This is a genomic window from Klebsiella sp. 7-CIP_Kleb. (genome assembly GCF_050378655.1).
GTDB lineage: Bacteria > Pseudomonadota > Gammaproteobacteria > Enterobacterales > Enterobacteriaceae > Klebsiella > Klebsiella quasipneumoniae.
Genome location: NZ_JBNRLJ010000013.1, coordinates 38592 through 58908 on the forward strand (window position 1 = coordinate 38592; position 20317 = coordinate 58908).

Annotated in this window: 25 protein-coding genes and 2 pseudogenes; 11 read left to right on the forward strand and 16 right to left on the reverse strand. The window is 56.1% G+C overall.

Going from position 1 to position 20317, the window contains the following annotated elements:
* The 5 genes from ACQUTI_RS24680 to ACQUTI_RS24700 are packed head-to-tail and all read right to left on the reverse strand — an operon-like array spanning position 1 to position 6500.
* The gene (locus tag ACQUTI_RS24680; RefSeq protein ID WP_004179506.1) at positions 1 to 435 is read right to left on the reverse strand and encodes a globin; all 435 of its coding nucleotides are present in this window, start codon (positions 433 to 435) and stop codon (positions 1 to 3) included.
* Positions 432 to 1826 carry a DUF3131 domain-containing protein gene (locus tag ACQUTI_RS24685; protein ID WP_371332480.1) on the reverse strand — a complete coding sequence of 465 codons (1395 nt, stop codon included), beginning with the start codon at positions 1824 to 1826 and terminating at the stop codon, positions 432 to 434. Before ACQUTI_RS24685 ends, ACQUTI_RS24680 begins: the two co-directional genes overlap by 4 nt.
* On the reverse strand, positions 1811 to 3358 hold the full coding sequence (locus ACQUTI_RS24690) for a DUF3131 domain-containing protein (RefSeq protein WP_004203929.1): 1548 nt from the start codon (positions 3356 to 3358) through the stop codon (positions 1811 to 1813). Before ACQUTI_RS24690 ends, ACQUTI_RS24685 begins: the two co-directional genes overlap by 16 nt.
* The gene (locus tag ACQUTI_RS24695) at positions 3355 to 4686 is read right to left on the reverse strand and encodes a DUF3131 domain-containing protein (protein ID WP_315966892.1); all 1332 of its coding nucleotides are present in this window, start codon (positions 4684 to 4686) and stop codon (positions 3355 to 3357) included. The genes ACQUTI_RS24690 and ACQUTI_RS24695 overlap by 4 nt, the downstream gene beginning before the upstream one ends.
* Entirely contained in the window at positions 4683 to 6500 is a 1818-nt protein-coding gene (locus tag ACQUTI_RS24700) for a glycosyltransferase family 2 protein (RefSeq protein WP_315966890.1), read from the reverse strand. Before ACQUTI_RS24700 ends, ACQUTI_RS24695 begins: the two co-directional genes overlap by 4 nt.
* Before the next feature lie 276 nt (positions 6501 to 6776).
* Here ACQUTI_RS24700 and opgC point away from each other — a divergent pair, with 276 nt between their 5' ends.
* From opgC to ACQUTI_RS24725, 5 genes are read left to right on the forward strand one after another with little or no spacing between them, the layout of a single operon-like run.
* Positions 6777 to 7994, forward strand: coding sequence for an OpgC domain-containing protein (gene opgC, locus ACQUTI_RS24705; RefSeq protein ID WP_226548438.1), 1218 nt, complete (start codon positions 6777 to 6779; stop codon positions 7992 to 7994).
* Positions 7995 to 8004: 10 nt separating this feature from the next.
* A complete protein-coding gene (locus ACQUTI_RS24710; protein WP_048294582.1) occupies positions 8005 to 8904 on the forward strand; it encodes a hypothetical protein in 900 nt (299 codons plus the stop codon).
* Between the two features lie 8 nt (positions 8905 to 8912).
* Positions 8913 to 10127: a PP2C family protein-serine/threonine phosphatase gene (locus tag ACQUTI_RS24715; protein WP_109938607.1), complete on the forward strand. Its 1215-nt coding sequence runs from the start codon at positions 8913 to 8915 to the stop codon at positions 10125 to 10127.
* Positions 10117 to 10455, forward strand: coding sequence for an STAS domain-containing protein (locus ACQUTI_RS24720; protein ID WP_004183770.1), 339 nt, complete (start codon positions 10117 to 10119; stop codon positions 10453 to 10455). The genes ACQUTI_RS24715 and ACQUTI_RS24720 overlap by 11 nt, the downstream gene beginning before the upstream one ends.
* A 19-nt stretch (positions 10456 to 10474) precedes the next feature.
* Complete coding sequence (locus ACQUTI_RS24725) at positions 10475 to 10918, forward strand: ATP-binding protein (RefSeq protein WP_428923404.1); 444 nt, start codon at positions 10475 to 10477, stop codon at positions 10916 to 10918.
* 71 nt (positions 10919 to 10989) lie between these two features.
* On the opposite strand, the gene ACQUTI_RS24730 is transcribed toward ACQUTI_RS24725, so the two are convergent.
* Positions 10990 to 11178: a hypothetical protein gene (locus tag ACQUTI_RS24730; protein ID WP_004183775.1), complete on the reverse strand. Its 189-nt coding sequence runs from the start codon at positions 11176 to 11178 to the stop codon at positions 10990 to 10992.
* A 301-nt stretch (positions 11179 to 11479) separates the two neighbouring features.
* A pseudogene (locus ACQUTI_RS24735) lies at positions 11480 to 11659 on the reverse strand (LysR family transcriptional regulator); the annotation flags it as partial.
* Between ACQUTI_RS24735 and ACQUTI_RS24740 the strand changes: the two are divergent.
* A pseudogene (locus ACQUTI_RS24740) lies at positions 11657 to 12280 on the forward strand (SDR family NAD(P)-dependent oxidoreductase); the annotation flags it as partial. The pseudogenes ACQUTI_RS24735 and ACQUTI_RS24740 sit on opposite strands and share 3 nt — an antisense overlap.
* A gap of 141 nt (positions 12281 to 12421) precedes the next feature.
* Here the strand turns inward: ACQUTI_RS24740 and ACQUTI_RS24745 are convergent.
* Positions 12422 to 12970 (reverse strand): DJ-1/PfpI family protein, encoded by a 549-nt coding sequence (locus ACQUTI_RS24745; RefSeq protein ID WP_135712251.1) that lies wholly within the window; start codon positions 12968 to 12970, stop codon positions 12422 to 12424.
* A gap of 195 nt (positions 12971 to 13165) precedes the next feature.
* Between ACQUTI_RS24745 and ACQUTI_RS24750 the strand changes: the two genes are divergently transcribed.
* The gene (locus ACQUTI_RS24750; protein WP_019705445.1) at positions 13166 to 14347 is read left to right on the forward strand and encodes a tyrosine-type recombinase/integrase; all 1182 of its coding nucleotides are present in this window, start codon (positions 13166 to 13168) and stop codon (positions 14345 to 14347) included.
* Here the strand turns inward: ACQUTI_RS24750 and ACQUTI_RS24755 are convergent.
* The 8 genes from ACQUTI_RS24755 to ACQUTI_RS24790 all read right to left on the reverse strand — a co-directional run bounded on the left by ACQUTI_RS24755 (position 14328) and on the right by ACQUTI_RS24790 (position 17424).
* Positions 14328 to 14519 carry a hypothetical protein gene (locus tag ACQUTI_RS24755; RefSeq protein ID WP_004198241.1) on the reverse strand — a complete coding sequence of 64 codons (192 nt, stop codon included), beginning with the start codon at positions 14517 to 14519 and terminating at the stop codon, positions 14328 to 14330. The two genes, ACQUTI_RS24750 and ACQUTI_RS24755, sit on opposite strands and share 20 nt — an antisense overlap.
* A 136-nt stretch (positions 14520 to 14655) precedes the next feature.
* Positions 14656 to 15057: a hypothetical protein gene (locus tag ACQUTI_RS24760; protein ID WP_019705444.1), complete on the reverse strand. Its 402-nt coding sequence runs from the start codon at positions 15055 to 15057 to the stop codon at positions 14656 to 14658.
* Entirely contained in the window at positions 15054 to 15278 is a 225-nt protein-coding gene (locus ACQUTI_RS24765; RefSeq protein WP_102023222.1) for a hypothetical protein, read from the reverse strand. Before ACQUTI_RS24765 ends, ACQUTI_RS24760 begins: the two co-directional genes overlap by 4 nt.
* A complete protein-coding gene (locus ACQUTI_RS24770; protein WP_019705442.1) occupies positions 15268 to 15978 on the reverse strand; it encodes a Rha family transcriptional regulator in 711 nt (236 codons plus the stop codon). Before ACQUTI_RS24770 ends, ACQUTI_RS24765 begins: the two co-directional genes overlap by 11 nt.
* Positions 15979 to 15983: 5 nt before the next feature.
* Positions 15984 to 16502, reverse strand: a complete 519-nt coding sequence (locus tag ACQUTI_RS24775) for a hypothetical protein (protein WP_428923405.1) — start codon at positions 16500 to 16502, stop codon at positions 15984 to 15986.
* A gap of 40 nt (positions 16503 to 16542) precedes the next feature.
* On the reverse strand, positions 16543 to 16983 hold the full coding sequence (locus ACQUTI_RS24780; protein WP_019705440.1) for a hypothetical protein: 441 nt from the start codon (positions 16981 to 16983) through the stop codon (positions 16543 to 16545).
* Positions 16980 to 17198 (reverse strand): hypothetical protein, encoded by a 219-nt coding sequence (locus ACQUTI_RS24785; protein WP_129111496.1) that lies wholly within the window; start codon positions 17196 to 17198, stop codon positions 16980 to 16982. Before ACQUTI_RS24785 ends, ACQUTI_RS24780 begins: the two co-directional genes overlap by 4 nt.
* Entirely contained in the window at positions 17170 to 17424 is a 255-nt protein-coding gene (locus ACQUTI_RS24790) for a hypothetical protein (RefSeq protein ID WP_019705438.1), read from the reverse strand. The genes ACQUTI_RS24785 and ACQUTI_RS24790 overlap by 29 nt, the downstream gene beginning before the upstream one ends.
* A gap of 131 nt (positions 17425 to 17555) precedes the next feature.
* Between ACQUTI_RS24790 and ACQUTI_RS24795 the strand changes: the two genes are divergently transcribed.
* The 4 genes from ACQUTI_RS24795 to ACQUTI_RS24810 form a co-directional block, all read left to right on the forward strand.
* Complete coding sequence (locus ACQUTI_RS24795) at positions 17556 to 18395, forward strand: ATP-binding protein (RefSeq protein ID WP_428923406.1); 840 nt, start codon at positions 17556 to 17558, stop codon at positions 18393 to 18395.
* Entirely contained in the window at positions 18392 to 19771 is a 1380-nt protein-coding gene (locus ACQUTI_RS24800; protein WP_040251448.1) for a replicative DNA helicase, read from the forward strand. Before ACQUTI_RS24795 ends, ACQUTI_RS24800 begins: the two co-directional genes overlap by 4 nt.
* Positions 19758 to 20126 (forward strand): RusA family crossover junction endodeoxyribonuclease, encoded by a 369-nt coding sequence (locus ACQUTI_RS24805; protein ID WP_040251445.1) that lies wholly within the window; start codon positions 19758 to 19760, stop codon positions 20124 to 20126. Before ACQUTI_RS24800 ends, ACQUTI_RS24805 begins: the two co-directional genes overlap by 14 nt.
* Positions 20123 to 20317 (forward strand): antitermination protein (locus ACQUTI_RS24810; RefSeq protein WP_428923234.1); only part of this gene is annotated, 195 nt, incomplete at its 3' end. The genes ACQUTI_RS24805 and ACQUTI_RS24810, both read left to right, overlap by 4 nt.

Genomic DNA, 20317 nt, shown 5'->3' on the forward strand with positions numbered 1-20317 from the left:
TTACTGGCCAACAGTTTGATAGTGGAGCTCCGCCTGGCGGCGCAGATACTCGAGCCCAGGGGCGATGGCCATTGCCCATGCGGTGAGGATCTCCTCATCGCACAGCGGATCGCAGGCGCGGACGGTTTTGAGCATCGCTTCCCGCCAGAGGGCAAAAAACCGCGGCGGTAGACGCAGGCCTTCCTCGCTCTGCGCTCGCGCCAGCCGTTCCAGAAAATCGGGTACAAAGAGGTCGCCATTGACCGCCAGCATGGCGAAAAAGCTCTTAAAGATCATCTGCTGGCCTTCCTCGCCGGAGCGTTGGGAGAAGTGCTGCTCGGTTTCCGGTGACATATGGATAAAGGTGCTGTAAAAGGCCTGGAAGAAGCGCTGTTTGTCGTGCTCTGGTACGACGCGATTCAGGCTGGCTTCAAAGAGATCGCGATAAAACTTCATGGTGCGCTCCTCATGACCCGTTCGCCCGGCAGGCAGCGGCGGGGCGGGTTAAATTCGTCCGTCGCGCGGTGGGCAAAGTAGCTGTTGTCATCCGCGAGGCCGTTTTTGAACAACGGCCCGGCGTTGTGTTTGTAAAACAGCGCCTCCAGCACCATGGCGTTGGTGGAGAGGGTGAGGGTGGCGTTGACGTCGCCGGTGGCCTCGACCCGTCCTTCAAACCAGCCGCGCTGCGGGTCGTTAAGATGGGTAGTGACCGCCATCAGCGCATCGGTATACTCGGTTTCCCACAGCGTCCACAGGACAAAGACCGCTTTGGTGGTCACCTGCGCCAGCCGGGGGTAGTACTTCCCGTCGTCCCCGAGCGTATTCCAGGCGTAGCCATTCCCCCAGACGGTGTCTTCCACGTGCCAGGGCGCCTGGGTAAGCGAAAAATCGGCCCGGGCGGTAAGCACCTTATCCTGCGTCCAGCGCGTTTTCTGGCTGAGCCATATCCCTTCCGCCCGCTCGCGCATGGCTTTTTGCGCCATCTCCGGCACGCCGGGCGGCTGCCAGCCGAACTCCAGTCCCGGCAGCATGGCGGGCAGAGTAGAGAGCACCACGGGTTGCCAGGTGGTTCGCGGGTCGCGGTCGTCAACGGCGAGGCGGCGCTGATAAATAATCACATGGCGCGCCGGGGGGGAGAGGGCCTTGCCGGCCGGAAATCCCCACAGGCGAAACGCGCTGGCGGCGTATTCACTGTCTCCCAGCCGGAGCTCCTCGCGGATCGTCCGCTGACCGTTCTGCAGTGAGGCGGACCACAGCTCCCCGTCTTTATCGATAACCGGACAGAAGTTCCAGCGCAGGACAATTTTATCAATGTATTCACCATACTGCGGCGCGCGTTCGGCGGTGAGCCGCAGGGCGAGCATCAGTCGGGCCATATCTTTTGCTGACCAGCCGCTGGCCGCCGGTTTGCCGCTGAAGTCGACAGGGGTCGCCGTCTGAGTGGAGTATAGCCTGCCCGGCGAACCGCCGTCGGTCAGCGTCAGGCGATTGAGGGTGCCGAGCAGGGGCGTCAGGCGGGCGTCGAATTCCGCTTCCTTTACCAACCCCAGCTCTCTGGCGGCGAGCAGGGCGATAAGGGTGTCGCCCATCTGCCATAGCGTTGCGCGGGGCTGTTTGTCGCTGCCGTTGACCAGGCCGGTTTGCGGCTGGGTATTGTTCTCGACGTACCGCCAGGCGATCTGCGCCCACGTGCGCTCCTGCGGCGTCAGGCTGCTGATGCGGGCAGTGGTGTGCCAGCCGCCTTTGGTCAGCCAGCGCCACCCCGCGCTTTCGCGATAAAACAGCGCCAGGGCGATAAGAAAAAGGACGACGGCGATGGCCAGCCAGCGGGCTATGGTTTTAAGCATTGCGCGGTCACCGGCGGAAGTTTAACGGGCTCGTCAGCCTTGCAGGCGGCACACTGGCAGGCCTGGCAGGCGGGTTTGGTGCGCTGCGTGGTCCCGGTCTGCTCGCACCATGTTTTGACGGCGGGGGTGTTGCTCAGGAACGGGCGATTGCGCGGGCCGTTATTGGGTTCAAAGAGATCCACCAGCTTCTTGTCCCACAGCGACGGGGCGAAATCGCGGTTTTTCGGATTGTCGCTGGAAAACTGCAGCAGTTTTCCCTCCTTTTTAAATAGCAGTGCTTCCAGCATGATGCCGTTGTTGTTGGCGGTAAACTCATTGATTGGCCCGTCGCCGTTCTCATACAACCCCTCGTAATAGCCTTTTCCCGCTTCGTTCGCGTTTTCAATGGCGTCCAGCAGACGATCGGTATAGGGCGAGTTCCACAGCACCCACATCCCCATCGCCGCTTTGAGCGACACGGCGGCGCTATTCGGTACGAACTGGCCTTTGTCGGTTATGGTGTTCCAGTTAAACCCGTCGCTGAACACGGTGTCATAGACAAAGTACGGGGATTTATCGAGCTGATGCTCGGAGCGGGCGGTGAGGATCCCGGTGATGGCGTAGCGATTCTCCTGGGCCTGGTAGACCCGGTCAGCGAAGTTTTTCATCCAGGGATGGGAGTACTCGCGCGGGCTGTTGTTCCGGTCACCAGGGTTATCAAAGCCAAACTCCATGCCATACAGCACGTAGGATTCACTGACCACATAGTTATGCTGGCTGGTTTGCCGTGGGTCGCGCGAATCATAGGGGACCAGCACGCAGTAAATCTCCGCCAGCTCGTAGGGCTGCGGCCGGCTGGCCTGACAGGTGTTAAATCCCCACAGCTGAAAGCCCGCCGCGCCGTACTCCTCGTATCCCAGACGGCCTTCCTGAACGTATTTGGGCTGGCCGTTTTCCAGATACGCCCCGTACAGCGTGCCGCAGGGATCGACCACATGGCTAAAATCCCACCCCAGCACCACATTATCGATGCTGTTGCTGTATTCCGGATAGCGCTCCTTGATCACCTTCAGCCAGATCAGCATTCTGCCGATATCCAGCGCCGAAAAGCCGATTTCACCCGGCTTGTTCTGGTAGTTAACCTTTTGTCCGCTTATCGTGTTATAGGCTTTGTTGGGTAGTTCGTTACGGAATAAATCGAGCTTATTCAACGTGGCGAGAAACTTCAGCATCCGACGGTCAAACTCCGCCTTATCAATAATCCCCAACTCACGGGCTGCGGTCATTGCGGCCAGATAGGAGGCGCTGTCCCACATGGTGGTGGAGGGGTATTTGTTTACCGCATTCACCAGCCCGGTGGTGGGCTGAAAGTTGGCGACGAAGTATTGCCAGGCGTTTCTGGCGATAGTCATCTCCCTCGGCGTCAGCTCCCCGCTGCGCGGGGCGTATTCCGCAGCCGGCAGACCGGTCGCGGCCTGCGCGCCGGAGAGCGAGAGCCACAGCGCCATGAGTCCGGCCAGCAGGGGAAAACGGGAAAAATAGGTCAGCTTCATGGCGTTGCTCCTGCTGAGGACGAGGATAGAGGGGCAGGGCTCTGGCAGGCCAGACACAGCATCTGCCCCCGGGAAATGTAGGCCAGGCTTTCCAGCACGATCGCGTTGGTATCGCCGTCAATAACGTCGTTGACGCTGCGGTTGAGATTTAACCCTCGCTGCCAGCCCTTGCCCGGGACCTGCAGCGTCTGCACCTGCTGGCGCAGCGCCTCGCTCCAGCTATTACGGAACAGGGCGTACCAGGCAAAGGCGGTGCGGGTGGAGGTGATCGCCGTTTGCTCCGGGGCGGCGCTGCGTGGGGCGAAGGCGCTCTGCGGCTGCCGGTCCGCCAGCGCGCTGGCATAATCCGGCGCGGGCTCGGCGTAGTCAGTGCTGATCGGCGGCTTGCTGACCCTCAGGCTATGACGGCGCTGCTGGATTTGCATGATGCGCCAGGCGATCTCCGCACTCTGCGCGTCAAAGCCCAGCTCAAGTCCGGTGAGCAGGTACGGCAGGCTGATCAGCGAAGGCTGCCGCCCCCAGGGCGTGCGCAGCCCCTCGTCGGGCACCATGATGCCGTCGATATCGATCATCTGCTGCCCCTGCGGCGGGTTGGTCACCGCCAGCCCCGCCGCGCTGTCGATCAACCGCAGCGTATGGCTGGCGTACAGCCGGTAGCCAAAGCTGTCCCGCGGTTCATCTGCCGCCAGCGCCCAGTGGTGCAGCGGCGCCGCGGCCTGGCTGGCGGGGCTGTTGCTGATGAGCGCGCCGACCCGCCACTGATAAAACAGATCCCGCACCGCGGCGGCGTGCTGAGGATAGCGCCAGAGCAGGGTTTGCAGGGCGGTGAGCAGGCGTCCCATACCGATGGCGGAGGAGTCCGGGTTGCCGAGGATCTGCAGCGTGTCGGCATGGTACTGAGCGGCGGGCAATCCCTGGGCGTTGAGGGGCAGTTGACCGAGTGTAAACAGGGCGGCGGCAATGCGCTCATCACCTTCGGCGGCGGTCACAATATGCAGCTGCTCTGCGGCGACCACGGCGAAAAGATAGCTGCCGACGCTCCACAGGCTGAGCCAGGGTTCGCCATCGTGCGCGTTGGCCAGGCCGTTTGGCTGGGTATTGTTGACATAATACTGCCAGGCCACCCGCGCCCAGATCGCCTCGTCAAAGGTCAGCTCGCGCGGGGGAGGGAGCGGCGGAAAATCCTGGCTCAACGTCATCCCGCCGCTGCTCTCGACGCGCGCGGGCATTTGTTTTTCCACCCACACGACAATCGCAAAACCCAGCAGGAAGCCAATGAGGATAGTGAGATAGCTGCGCGCGGATACCAGGGCGTCGCGGATCCTCATCGGCTCGCCTCCTGCTCTTCGGGGGGCGTCCACATGGCGGCGAAGATCAGTGGCAGCATGGCGGCAATATTCACCGCGCCCCAGAAAATGTTGATGACGTACCCGGAGGGGTCGTCAATCTGACCGCGCGCCACCTGAATACCGCCCCATATCAGCCCCGTCAGGGTGAGCAAAACGATGGCAATTTGCGGCTTGACGAGATAGAGAAAACGGCCCGTCTGTCGCTCTTTCGGCGTAACGTGAAATTTGATCTGCTCCCCGCGCAAAACGGTGTCCAGCGCCCGCAGATTCATCGAGAAAAAGGAGAGGTAAGAGGCCCGGCCGTCCCAGGCAGAAATGCCCCAGGTGCCGAACATAAAGGCCAGTTCGGAGACAATAAAAAAGGGTAAAAAGTGCAGATAGAAAGGGGTAGACCACGCCGACACCGGCGGAATGCCGGTGAAGAGAAAGATAACAGGCGAGATCAGGAACACGGTGTTCCACACGCAGGCCAGATACGACCAGAAGGTGGTCGCGTACATCAGCGTTTGCGGCAGCGAGAGTTTAAAGCGGCGTCGGTTGAAGATGTTGTCATGGAACAGGATATCCAGCGATCCGGCGGCGTACTTAAAGCGCTGGATCATCCACGTCAGCATATCCTGCGGAGAGAGCATTTTCGACTCGATCCGCGGGTGCATTACCGAGCGCCAGCGGCGGGCAGCGTCGCCGTGTAGCAGGATTGAGGTATAAATATCTTCCGAGACGTGGAACTTATAGGGCGTCAGTTCAGTATCGAAGGCAACGTGGGGGCGCATGGCGTCCTGCAGCGCTTCCCGCGTTGCCGGGTCGCGAATATCCCGCGTATGACGCGCGATTTCGGCGTCAACGCTCCAGACGTAGCTGCGCAGCGCCGCCTGCATCACCGCTTCCCGTCGGTGAACGGAGGCGGCGCCACAGCAGAACGCGGCGTTAGCCCAGTTGCGGCGCCGTAAAATCACGTCGTAAAACATGCGCGGATCGTTGAAAAAAGGATCGCGACCAATGGTCACCGGACCGACGATTTTCTGCGCCAGCCAGCCCACGCCATAGCCTGCGCCGCCTGCTTTACGCCGCAGCCAGCGCGCCAGATCCTCCCCCTCCGGGAGATCGAAAAACCATTGTGGGGTCTGCACCCAGGCGACGTCCGGATCGCGAAAATAGCCGAGCGTGTGGCTCAGCAGGGTCGGGAAAACGCGGGTATCGGCATCACAGATGATGAGAAAGTCGCCATCGGTATGTTCCAGCCCGTTGCGCAGGTTACCGGCCTTATAGCCGATATTGCTCTGACGGGTGATATAGTTCGCCCCCTCCTGCTCGCAGACCGCCTTCATCTCCGGGCGACGCCCGTCGTCAAGGACATGCACTTTATAATCGAGCGGACCAGGATAGGTCATCCGCATGGCGTCACGAATCGACAGCCTGACCAGCTCCACATCTTCGGAATAGGTGGCGATAAACAGATCGACTTTAATCGGCCTCGACTCCACCGCTTCATCCGCGCGCAGACAGTCGTTGATCTCCGTCGGGGGGACCCCTGGCGGAGGATCTTTCTCCTGCCATAAATTAATGGTGAACAGAACTGTGCCAATCCACGCCAGGGTTTCCGCCAGCACCAGAGGGATCGCATACCACAGTGCGTCAGTGTTTAAGGAGGCGGTCCAGCGCCAGTAAATATAATTAGCGCCAAGCACCAGGGCGGCCACAGCTAATACCTGCCAAATCATTCTCACCCAGCGCGGGGTGCTGAGCGGTTCAGGCGGTCGGCGATGTTCAAAACGGGAAAAATAAAAATCCATAGCAAGGATATCCTGATTCCGCGCTGGGTTTGAATGACAGGTCTGTTATCGATTGGGGGCGTTCTGCAGAACGCACAGGGGCTTATAAATAACAGTAAAGTGAGTGTAGATGGTGGCGCAAAAATTTCAACAGCGCGAACTGATAGTCACCGGGATGACTTAACATAGTGTGATACACGCCGGCGGAATTTATAAAACGAACATTGCAAGATAGCCCATTCTACACTATCTAAATAATTTGTAATAAATGTTGCAGGGTAGACGGCAGGATCCCTAATGAGCCAGGTTGCTTCAGCGATTTCGCAAAAAGAAACTCATAAATCAATGCCCTGGCGTTACTCTCTGACCGGGGATCGCGACCTGCGTATCGACTTTATGCGCGGTATTGCTCTTGTGATGATGGTGGTGGCGCATACCGAAGTGATGTCGATATTTAATATTTTCAGCTGGGAACGATTTGGTTTGACTACCGGTGCCGAGGGCTTTGTGATCCTGTCCGGCTTCATGTTAGGGATGCTAAATCGTGTCAGATTACAAAAGGCAGTATTACTGACGGTGAGCTGGGGGCTTTATCTTCGCGCATGGAAAATATATCAGGTTAATATTATTATTATTGTCTCTTTTCTTTTGCTGAGATATTTGCCTTATATTAATGTCTATGAAGTCACTCATTTTACCGACCGCTTTTCCGGGACCAGTTGGTCGCTCTATCCGCTCACCCCGCAAATAAAAGAGACGTGGTTTAACATTATCCTTTATCTGCAGATTGGCCCGCATCAGACGCAGATCCTCGGACTCTATATTTTTTTGTTATTGCTCAGCCCGCTGTTTCTGGGAATGTTGCTAAAGGGTCATGTCTACCCATTACTGGGCGCCTCGCTGCTGATCTACGGCTACTGGCAACGCTGGCCGGTACGGGTCACGCCCTGCGAATTTGAATTCGCCTTTCCCCTGCTGGCCTGGCAATTTATCTTTGTGCTGGGCATGTGCTGCGGCTGGTACAAAGCGGAACTGATCTCTTTCGCCCGCACGCCGCCCGGCAAAGTTGCCGTGGCGGCGCTGGTGTTCATCGCGCTTATCCTTGCGTTTGTCGCCCAGAACCATACCAATCCTTTTATGCCGCCCGCGCTGCTGATGCACGTAATCCCGCCGGCGGATTTTAACGCCTTTTACCATACCTGGGCGGCGAAAAACGGCCTCGGTCCGGTACGGATCCTTAATGATATCAGTCTGATGGTCACCATTTATCTGCTATTGACCTGGTGCTGGCGCCCCCTTAACCGGCTGGCAGGCTGGTTCCTGATCCCGCTCGGGCAGCGTTCGCTCTACACCTTTATTTTGCATGTTTACATCGTGCTCGCCGTAAGCCAGCTGGTCACCTTCGATCTGTGGCGCCAGGCGTGGATAGTGAACACCTTGATCCATGCCGCTGCGCTGGGCGTTCTGTGGCTGATGGCCAAATACCGCGTCGCCGCACGCTGGATACCTAACTAAGGAAGGGCAAATGCGGGAGAAATATATGCTGGCCTGCGCGCTATGGTGCGCCATCGCAGGTGCGGAAGGAGCAGAGAAGAACGACGCACAACCGCTGCGTGATAAAAATGGTGAACCGGTGCAGGCCGGCGTGTTTACCAGCCGCTGGGGACGGCTTTTTTCCGGGAATGACAAGGTATTCTCGGGAGCGCTGAGCTTTAGTTCGGGTTTAAAAGAGCAGTGGATGACCGTCCCCAACAGCTCAGACAGCGCAGAACAGAAGAAAAAATATAATCAGACGCTGAACCTCAGCCTGCAATACTCGCCCTACAGCTTCTGGTTCGCCAACGTGACATCCCGTTTACCGGTGACTGATACCAGCCGCTATACCGCCGATTTTCGCTATAGTTTTGGTTACGACGACTGGCATGCCAACACCTTCAGCCTGGTTTACAGTAACTATGGCGATAACCACTTCTGGACCTCGGGCAGCAAGCGTCACACCTATTTTGAGCAGGGGGCATTTACCCTGGCGTATAAATTTTCGCTGCCGAAGCCGATGGAAAATGCACTATTGATTAACAAAGGCGACGCCATTATCTGCCAGGCAGGCTACAGCTGGGTGCCGCGTTATTACGATCTGGAGAGTAACGATATCCGCAAAAACAAAAATGTGCTGCTTGGGGGGTGTGGATATACCTTTAAGCAGCATTTTTTTGTGCGCGCCACCGCCTTCTGGTATCCGGACAGCAGCCAGCAGCAGCCGTGGAATGGCGATTATAGTTACAGCTTTGGCTACGCGGGCTATACGCCGGGATCGTTCTCTGTGCAGTATGCCAACTATGCCGGTACCCGCTACCCGGGGCATGACAGCGGCAGCGGCAAGTTTCGTGAAGGCACGATCAGCCTTATCTGGTTCTTGCCGATTTAGGAGGCGCGATGTCGGCACAGCACGTCCTGATTGTTGAAGATTCGCTGGTTTATCGTCGGCTGCTAAGTCGGATGTTGACGCAGTGGGGCTATATCGTCAGTGAGGCGGAAAACGGCGTCGACGCGCTGGCGATCCTCGAAAACCAGCCTGTCAGCCTGGTGATAAGCGACTGGGAAATGCCGGAGATGAATGGCCTGACGCTGTGCCGGGAAGTGCGCCGCCGCCAGTTTGGTCACTACGTTTATCTGATATTGCTCACCGCCCGCGAAGATCCTGGCGATCTAACGCAGGGGTTTGAGGCCGGGGCCGATGATTTTCTCAGCAAACCGGTAGAGCAGAGCGAGCTGCGGGCGCGGCTGCACGCCGGGGCGCGGATCCTCTCCCTCGAGGCTGACCTCGCCGCGCGCAATGCGCGGCTGAGCGAAGCGCTGCGACAGATTGAACAGGATCTGGAGCTGGCGGCGCGCATTCAACAGTCGGTTCTCCCGGCTCATGAGCTGCGCCATCAGGGATTTTTCTCCGACTGGATTTTCCTGCCCTCGGCCTGGGTGTCGGGGGATATTTTTAACGTCTTCCCGCTGGGCGATCGTCTCGGATTTTACTGCGTGGATGTCTCCGGACACGGCGTGGGGGCGGCGATGATGTCGCTCGCCGTCGCCCGCCAGTTTTTGCATGGCAGGGCCGTTGAGCGCTTTCTTTTTACGGCAGACAACCAGCCGGCGTCGCCGGCCGAGGTGGTGACGATCCTCAATGGTCGTTTTTGCAGTGACGAAACAGAGATCGTCAGCTATTTCACGTTGATCTATGGCGTCATCGACCTGAAGACCGGCGCGGGCAAACTCTGTCAGGCCGGGCATCCCACGCCTTTTATCGTTAGCCCGGACGCTACCGTCCGCCCGGTCGGCAGCGGCGGGGCGCCGGTGGGGTTGATAGACCATCTCTCGTGGGCAGATGTCAGTTTTTCGCTGGCGCCGGGAGAGCGGCTGTGCCTGTTCAGCGACGGTATTACCGAATGTGAAAACCGGAGCGGTGAACAGTTTGGCGAGGCGCGCTTGCAAGCGTGGCTGCAGGACAGCGTGACGCAGCCGCTGCCCGCGCTGCTGCCGCGTTTTGCCCGGCACCTGATCCGCTGGCGCAGTGGCGACGCGCAGGAGACCCAGGCGATGGCCGATGATGTTTCACTCTTGATTATTGAACGTACAGGGGACAGTGATGAAAATTGAAACTGAACGGCAGGCCTCGGTGACGATCCTGACGCCGGCGGTGCGTCGGCTGGATGCTTCCGTCGCGGTAGCCTTTAAGGCGGCAATCGCCCAGGAGATAGGCGAAGATAGCACCGATCTGATTGTTGATTTCAGTAAAATCGATTTTATCGACAGCAGCGGTTTGGGAACGCTGGTTTCCCTGATGAAAATGATGAACGGTAAAGGAGAAATGACACTGTGCGCGCTGAACCCCGGCATTCGCAATATGTTTACCCTGACCAGGATGGATCGTATTTTTCGTATTTGCGAGGATCGCACTTCAGCCCTTGCGCAGTTCAATCCGTGACGCGCCCGTGAATAACGTCATGAATTTTCCTGCCCAACTCAGCTCGCTATCACCGCTGGCGGCGTGGCTGGCTCAACAAATGGCGCCGCTGCCCGTCGGGGAGGATTGGCGCTTCGCGCTCGATCTTGCCGTCTGTGAGACGGCCACCAATATCATTCGCTATGCGTTACATGAGGATCGGCAACGTGTTTTTCGTGTCGAATTTATCGCGGCGGAAGACCGGGTGACGCTGCGCTTTATTGATGCGGGAGAGGTCTTTCCGGCCGAGCGCCTGGCGCTGGCGCGTGGCGATGAGCGCTTCGATGTCGATCCGTTAGCGGAAAGCGGCAGAGGTTTGCGGCTTATTCTGCGCGCGGTGGACTATTTTAATGTGGAAACCCGCGCCGGGGAGAATGTGACGACCCTGATAAAAGCGTTGCCGGATGCCGTTCTTCGCCATTCCACCGACGATCGCGTCAGGTGAAGGAACAGAGCTTGCCCCCAGGTGAATCCCCGGGGGAATTTTCCCGCCCGCGTTCACCGGCTTCATCCGTCTTATGGCTGGGCCTGAGCGGTGGACAGCGCGCCCAGGTGATAAGGGCGAAGAGTATCTAACGTCATCATGGCCGATTTGCAGAAAATGCATTTCGCACCAAAGGGATTTTTTTCCGTCACGTCAAACTGGGACGTTCTGTACTGGGAGCCATGGCAGCATGGGCATCTAAAATGGATATGTTCAATCATAATGTAAACCTTGTATGGGTAATGTTCTGTTGAAAAGACAATGGTCGTTTTCAGGGAAATTAACGCGGCTGATTTTTGTTAGGAGTAAGCCGGGTATTGGGTCAGTCGGAGGGCTTGTTTAACGAGCCAACAGGGGCTGACAGGGCCTGTTTACAGAAAAAGCAAAATACTAACGGGACTGCTCAAAGGAAGGTGGTATCAGGGATAACGCCTGGAGATGAGAACACGTACTTAGATAATAACTTTTCGTCTGGTACATCGACTTAACGATTAACGCACGAGCCGCAAATAATAGCAAACATTATTTTAGCCTTGCGGATGCCTGCTGCGCCAGGAGCGCCTTCATCAGCGCCGTCACCCAGTCGATAAATACCTGTACCCGGGCAGAGAGCTGCCGGCTGCTGGGGTAGAGCAGGGAGAGCGGCAGCGGCGCAGGGCGAAAATCAGCCAGCACCTCCGTTAACACACCGGATGCCAGATCGCGCGGGTTGAAGCTCAGGGCTCGCGGGCGATCGCGCTGCCCTTCAGCGCCGGCGAAACCGACACCTTTGACGGGTTTGTCAGCGCCTTTCAGGAGGCGCTGACGGCGCTGGGGGCCGATCGGTTTCATTACCTGGTTAATAATGCCGGCAATGCCAGCGGCATGGGGTTTCTGAACGCTACCGAAGCGGAGTTCGATGCGCTTTATCGCATCCATGTGAAGGGGGTTTTTTTCCTCAGCCAAAAATTATTGCCGCTGCTGGCGGATGGCGGGCGAATTGTGAATATCTCGTCCGGACTGACCCGTATCGTGATGGCGAACCGGGCGCCGTATGCGATCATGAAATCTGCGGTGGAAACCCTGACCCGTTATATGGCGTTTGAGCTGGGCGGCCGCGGGATCACGGTAAACTGCGTAGCGCCGGGCGCCATCGCCACGGATTTCAGCGGCGGGGTGGTGCGGGATAACCCGCAGGTCGCTCAGGCGGTGGCGAACATGACGGCGCTTGGCCGACCGGGGGTGCCAGAAGATATCGGGCCGATGATCGCCTCGCTGTTATCCGATGATCATCGCTGGGTTAATGCTCAGCGCATTGAAGTTTCCGGGGGAATGCGCATCTGAGTCGAGGAGATAACCCGGCCAGCGTATCGCTGAGCTGGTCAGGTTTGACTGTAGCGGAAACGGCCGCTCGAAAACCGCCGGCCGGTAAGCAAGAGAGCACCAGCGCGGCGATAGTCCATTTGTCTGGTCAGAGAAAATGCGTTACTCCGCCAGCAGGGCGGCGAATTTCGCCAGCCACTGCGGGTGGGCCGGCCAGGCGGGAGCAGTGACCAGATTGCCGTCAACATGCGCCTGATCGATACCGATATCGGCATAATGCCCGCCGCTCAGACGCACCTCCGGGGCGCAGGCCGGATAGGTGCTGCAGGTCCGCCCCTGCAGAATACCGGCGGCGGCCAGCAGCTGTGGCCCGTGGCAGACGGCGGCGATAGGTTTACGCGCGGCGTCGAACGCCTGTACCAGTTTAATCACCTGCTCGTTCAGACGCAGATACTCCGGCGCCCGGCCGCCGGGGATCACTAGCGCGTCGTAATCCTCGGCCTTCACCGCGGCAAAATCGGCGTTCAGGGTGAAGCGGTGCCCCGGCTTTTCGCTGTAGGTTTGGGCTCCGTCAAAATCATGGATCGCCGTCATCACATAGTCGCCGGTGGCTTTATCCGGGCAGACCGCATCGACCTGGTGGCCAATCATCTGCAGAGCCTGAAAAGGGACCATCGTTTCGTAATCTTCGGCAAGGTGTGGGCTTTGCACATGGTTGAGATTGTTCAGACAAGAATGAATACGGTTAGATGTTTATGTATATGATTTTTATTATTATTTTAGTTGTGCTGCCAATTGTCGCGCATGGTTGTACATGATTTGATATTGTTGTTTATGTTCGTTCATGCGATATTGAGTACAGAATAAGTACATAAAATACCAAAGTGATGAGTACAGAAAACTAACATGGCAATCAGTGACACAAAGCTTCGCTCTATCTATGGTAAACCATATTCTGGGCCTGCTGAAATTACGGATTCTGACGGGCTTGGAGTTCGCATAACCCCCAAAGGCGTGATCAGCTTTCAGTTTAGGTTCCGATGGGAAGGAAAGCAGAACCGAATGGGGCTTGGGCGCTACCCAGCGCTGACGCTGCGCGATGCCCGCAATATCGTTGCAGACCTGAGGGAATCGGCAGACAAAGGCATTGACCCCCGAACGCTGGCTGGCGGTAAGAAATCCAACAGTAAGCCAACGGTGAAGGATTGTCTGGATTACTGGAAGGAGAATTACGTTGATGTAACTCTAAGGGCTAAGACTATAGCGCTTTATAAGTCAACGGTTATAAAGCACATGCGCGACGCTTTTTCCGGTATTCCGGTTGAGGATATACCTGTCCGCTTGTGGGTAGAGAGGTTTACCGAAGAAGAGAAAATCAACCCTCGCCGAGCCCGGCATTTATTGATACAGCTCAGGTCCGCCATTGGGTGGTGTACGCGCCGACAGTTCATTAGCACAACCGAACTCATGCTTTTGCAGCCGAAAGACATCGGTGTTAAACCTGTGATTGGGGAGACCACGCTCAGCTATAACCAGCTTGCCAAAATCTGGATGGCTATAGAAAGAAGTCGTGGGTCAACTTCTAACCGATTGCTTCATCAACTGCTAATGCTGTACGGCGCTAGGAATAGCGAACTTCGGCTGGCTATCAGGGGGGAATTTGACCGAGAGGAGGGGTTATGGGTTGTTCCAGCAGAGAAAAGCAAAACCAACAAAATTATCAGGCGCCCAATTTTCTCCGCGGCAGATGATTTGCTGAAAAAAGCTGAAATGACGTATGGGGATATACTTTTCCCGGGCGAGGACCTGAAAAGCCCTATAACTATTTCTGGTGCAAATAAATTTCTGAGAAGAATCAAAGACTCGTTGGGGTTTGGTGAGTTTACTTCACATGATTTCCGGCGCACCTTGGCAACCCGACTATCCGAAGAGGGGGTTGCCCCGCACGTCATCGAAAAAATGCTGGGGCATGAGCTGGGCGGCGTGCTTTCTGTCTATAACAAGCATGACTGGATTGCCGAACAGAAAGACGCCTATGATCTGTATGCTGAAAAGATATTTTGGCATATCAGGAAGATTTCTGGTTGACACCCCCGTTTAAGATCCACTCCACAATAGCAGAGCGCAGATACTGTTTAGGGTAGGTCCGGACCGGTTTGGGGAAATTATAGCGCTCGGTGTATTTCCGGATGGTCACGCGTGAAGATACTCGGATCATCCGCATCGCCTCTTCCTCGTCAATCATTTCAATGTCTACCATATTTCCCACCTCACACTACAATCAGGCCACGACAGTGGCGCCCCAACTCAAATTCACTATTCATGTCGTTAACTCCGAAACAGCCAGGCAATGGCGAGCGCGCAACCGACGATGCTGAATGCTGTAGGCCAGTCCATCACTTCACCTCAATCATCGCAGCACGAAAGTCTTGCTCCAGTCGCTGTTCAGCTTTAATTTTTGCCCGGCGCAAACACTCACTGAAAACCTCTTTGCTCACCTGGCTTTTCAGTTGCGCCATCAGGGCTTCATTTTCATACTGCCAGCGAAGACGGTTAACGTCCTTTTCCTGACGGCGCAAAATAGCCAGTTGTTCGCAGATTCGTGAGCGAGCCCAGAACCATGATTTGTGCGCAACTGTAGCCCGTCTGTACCAGTCTGATTTTTTATCGGAACGCTGAGACATTTGGTCTTTAATACTGTCCAGCGTCCTGTTCGCCAGCGCGAGTCCGCGCAAGTGATCTTCAATTGTTACCATGGAATCAAGGTTAATACGTCCATTTTCGAGTGTGATGATCATCGCTTAGCCTCCCTGAACAGATGTTTGTAAGCCCGGAGGGCGTGCATTGTCTTGCCACTTAAAATCGTTTTCATAATGAAAAAACCGCTGCTCTGGCTGGTCATTTCAGGCGTGAGAAGAAACGCCACATCAATCGCCCGGTTGTGTCGGCGGAACTCAAATACAGTGCTGGTGACCGTGATGACTGATACCGACCCTTGATCATTAAACTCAACCTTCACAATGTCTTTCCTCCCATCCGATAGCCTGAAACAGGCCCATTTTCGGGTGATACCAACGGGTCCCACGTGGTTCGGCTTCTGCCATCATTTGGCGAAATGCTTTCATGAAAGGCTCAAGCTCCACGATAGCCCGGCGAGACAGCAGGCCATCAGGCGTCATGAATTCGTGCGTATCGGTTGGGATGCGGTATGCGTTAACAAGGTTTCGACACTTGGCATCGGTCATGCCGCTTTTTGCGACTACCTGGCGATAACCGACATACCCGGCCCGCATATTTCCACGCTTAATGTTTTCGACAGCTTCGACTACGGTTTCCACCTGTTCTTCAACCTGGTAGAGGCGCCGCTCTTGCTCAACATTCAGCAGGGCCATTTCAGCGATCAGCTCTGCCTGCGATTTTGGCCGGGAGCGTTCTTCTTCCAGCTCTTTCCAGCGATCTACCAGTCTGGCGGTAAACTCGGGACTGAGTTGCGCGACCACAATGATGCTGTCACGTTTCCCTTCTTCACTTTCAAAAACGTAAATTGTTGTGGGGCGCCCGGCAGTAGGCTTTTCCTCAATTTGAGGAGAAGTAATAACGCCACGCATAATCAGGGTCTCAATCGTACGTTTCACGTTGTCGTGGCGTTTTTCTACCAGCTCGGCGATCTCAAGGCTGGTCATGGATGGTTTGTTAGTGATCAAGTTATTCATCATCATTCCCCTCAATGCATAATCGGTGCTTCTGGCACACCTTCGATCTGGATGTGTTCGATAAAGCTGTCATGGAGGAGGTTAAACCCCTCCCGGCCAAGTGCTGATAACCTGAACCCAAATTCTTCGTCAGCAATAACCATGTCCTGATACATCCGCAGCGCCAGCTGCTGGCCAACCTCTGGCCCATATTTCTCGATTGCCCTCAGCTCAATATGGTTGGCGAGTGCAAAGCGTTCAGGTCCCGGATAGACGCTAATGGCGCCATGCTTGCTGGAATAGATAACAGCAGTATCAACACCGCCAGTATCATTCGGAACGTCGACAGTTCCGTTTTTCTCCAGCTCCTCAGTGATGAACACGGCAGCCAGTAACCAGCGCCAGAGGATCAACTCTTTTTCGATATTGAGCGTGATCCAGTTGCTTTCTACCGCTTCCATGATGCAGGCCAGAATTTCCATTCCATCGGCAAGGTGTTTGTCATAGCGACCGTTATCCAGCAGGCGAATAGCAGCGGAGTAGCCAATCACCCGGTTTCCAGACCGGATCCCTGTTGAGGTTGGTTCCGGGTTAAGCATGTTCTGAAGCATTGCGCACCTCTGCTGGTTTACAGGCCTGCAGTTCTTCGCGCTCTTTCACGTAGCGGTCGTGCATGGCATCCCACTTTTCGCACCACTTTTGCATTTCTCTTTTGCGGGCGAGGATGCGACGCAGCCGGCGAACGGTACGCTGGTGGGCGTTGAAATATTCCGTGGTGACGGCGCCACGTTGCCAGCTACTCAGTTCTGGATTCAGTGGATGAATCACCTGTACGTCCGGAAAACGCTGCTTGAAACCAGAGCGCCCAAAAGCTCGGGAGGTCATGAAGAACGCCAGGTAACGAATTGCCGTATCCCGGCTGAAGCACCGCTTCATGCGTCCGTGGCGGATCGCAGCGAACAGATCACCAACTGGTGTTGGATGCTTTTGCAACGCCAGGTCAATGGCGCTGACAGTTCTGTTGTCAATCATCTGTCTTTCTCCCGGTTATAGGTTTCATGACTCATAACTTCCCAGTTCCGGCCATCGTCTTTCGATAACAGCCGCCAGCGTGGGTTAACCTTCAGACTGAGGTAGCCGGTGCGGCGCATTCGCCGCGGGAATATTCGCCGGCGCCTATACCGCAGCAGGACCTGCAGCGCCTGCAGGTGAACCCACTCAGGAATTCGTATCGCTGTCAGTGCCACCAGCTACCTCCTTAAATCTCAGCTCCATTTCGCGCGCCATTTCGATAAACGTGGCCAGTGAGCAAATGTGCTCGTCGTCGAACAGTTGGCGGTCGCATATCACCCTCCCGTTCTCGATGTGCACGACTACCCGCCCGGTAAAATCAGGGAGGACATGCAGATCCACGTTCAATACGGGGCGGGGGATCAGCACCCCCTGATAGAGCATTGTTTGCTGGTTATTCATTGCCGGACTCCGCCGTAACTGGTTTCTGCTTTTTGACGAACTCCACCAGTTCAGAAATAAGCTCGTCGATTAACTCTTTCCCGCTTTCTGTGAGGAATTCGCCGCTGCCATTAACATCAACAGAAGACCTGATGGCGCTGCAGGTAAAACTCGGCGATGAGCTCGCTTTCGCTGAAGAACACACACTCCCCTGGGGCTTCGGGGGATGGAACTCGAACCATACCAGCCCGGCGTCTTGCCCGGAACATGGAGACTATGAACAGTTCACGCTGGTGGGCAAAGATTTTCGCGGCGCAGAGACTTTCAAACACTCCCGCTGTCCGGCCTGCATCCGGTCGGAGCAGACCAGTGTCAAATCCAGTCTGCGCAAACTTCACGTAACCAGCCTGCTGAACGACGCGGGCATCACTCGCCGGTTTGGTGACTGCGAGTTTGAAAATTATCTGGGGCTCAACCCTGAAGCCGCCCGCAACCTCGAGGCCTGCAGGCGCTACGCTGACAACTGGCCGGACGTTCTGGAGGCCGGGAAAAGTCTGGTGCTGACAGGCAGCTGCGGCACGGGGAAGAATCATCTGGCAGTCTCTCTGGCGAAAAACATCATCCGCAACCATCTCGCTAGCGTGGAACTGACCGACGTAATGCGTTTGACTCGCGCCGTGAAAAGCACCTGGCGCTACAATGCCGAGACAACCGAGGAGAGTGTTCTGGATCACTACGCTTCGCTGGATCTGCTGATTATCGATGAGGTGGGTGTGCAGTTCGGAAGCCCGGCAGAGATGACCATCCTGCACGAGGTGATTAACGCCCGCTATGAAAGCGTTCTGCCAACCATCCTGATCAGCAATCTGCCACCTGAGCAGCTGAAAGAGTTTATCAGCGACCGTATTTTTGACCGTGTGACCGACGGGGGGCGCAATTACCTGGTATTCAACTGGGCAAGTTTTCGCGGCAATAACGGGGTGATTGCATGACAGCCGTGTGGAAAAACGAGGATTTGGAAGAGGCTGTTATCGGCGCATTGTTCCTGCGTGGCGCCGACCCTGAGGTACTGGATGTTCTTTCCCGGCTGCCTGCAAGCACTTTCTCTGTTCGTCAGTATCGGGAAATTTACACTGGCATCTGCCGACAGGCCCGCGGCGGTGGTGTTATTGACCCGCTGCTGCTTTGCGAGTCGCTGCCAGCGCTTCAGACCACGATTCTGGAAGCCACCCGCATCAGTTGGGCGAAATCGGCTCTGGTCTCTTATGTTGACGTTCTGCGTCGCAATGCCGGCGTGCGTGATGCTGAATCCGCACTGGAAAAAGCACTGGAACAAATCAGGAACGCGAGCAACGGCGATGCTGCTCTGGCCGCTCTTGAAGCCGCAAAACTGGCTGTATCTGCCATCGATATTTCTGCTGATACCGTCCAGCCCGTTCACATCTCAGAACTGCTCACAGCGGTGGCCGATGAAGCGGAATCCCGTAGCCAGGGGAAAGAAGAGACCCGAAGCCTGCTCACCGGCATTGAGGAACTTGACGCGAAGACGGGCGGTATTGAACCTACGGATCTGGTGTTTATCGCCGCTCGTCCATCGATGGGAAAAACCGAGCTGGCCTTGGACATTATCGACAAAGTATCCGCTCAGGGGCATGGCGTGCTGTTTTTCAGCATGGAGATGTCCGATATCCAGATCGCCAAACGCATGGTATCCGCCGCCGGCGGCATGTCGATGTCCCGCCTGAAAGCCGTGGATAAATTCGAGGACGAAGACTGGGCGCGGTTCTTTAACGGCATGGAACGTATTGCCACCCGCAATATCTGGATCACCGATGCCACGGGACTGACCATCGACCAGATACAACAAACCGCCACTCGCTACCAGATAGCGCATCCTGAAATCGCGCTGGTGGTCATCGACTATCTGGCGCTTATCAAAATTCAGAGCGCTGCGCGTTACGATCTGGCCGTTGGCGAAGTATCCAAGGGGCTTAAAAACCTGGCTAAAGCCAATAAAACCCCCGTCCTTGCGCTGAGCCAGCTGTCGCGCGGTGTCGAATCCAGACCCAATAAGCGGCCAATGAACTCCGACATGAAAAACTCGGGGGAAATTGAGGCTGATGCTGACTTGATCCTGATGTTGTACCGAGATGAGGTTTATAACCCTGAATCGGCAGCAAAAGGAATTGCCGAAATCAACGTGACAAAACAGCGGAATGGAGAACTGGGGACTATCTACCGTCGGTTCTACAACGGTCATTTCCTGCCTATTGATCAGGAGGAAGCTCGCCAACGCTCAACGCCACAACCAAAGGCGCATCAACGCCGTTATACGAAAGGGAGCCGGGCTGGCCATGATGATTTTTAACATTACACCCATGGGAAAGCCGAGGATGACACGGGCGGACAAATGGAAGCAGCGAGAAGTGGTAATGCGCTACCGGGCGTTCTGCGATGAAGTTCGCCTGAAGAGCGTCACCATGCCGGAGCAGGGGGCTCACATTACCTTCGTCCTGCCGATGCCGGCAAGCTGGAGTCAGAAGAAACGCAAAGCGATGAACGGGCAGGCCCATCAGCAGAAACCAGACGCTGACAACATGATTAAGGCTCTGATGGATGCTCTCTTCGCTGATGACGCACATATATGGGATTTTCGAGTAACAAAAGTCTGGGGTGAGACCGGACAAATTTTAATTTCTGATATCGGAGAAGTGGCCGCATGAAACTTGAAGCATCGTTAAAGCATTTTAGCCCTCAGGGCATGCATATCAGCGACGACGTGAAAAGCACATCACCAAATCGCCTGACCGGAACAGATGTTATGGCGGCCATCGGTACCACCAGCAGTCGTGCGCGCTTCGGCCTTGCCGCTTTCCTCGGAAAGGCTGGTATCAGCAAAACGGACGAACAGCTT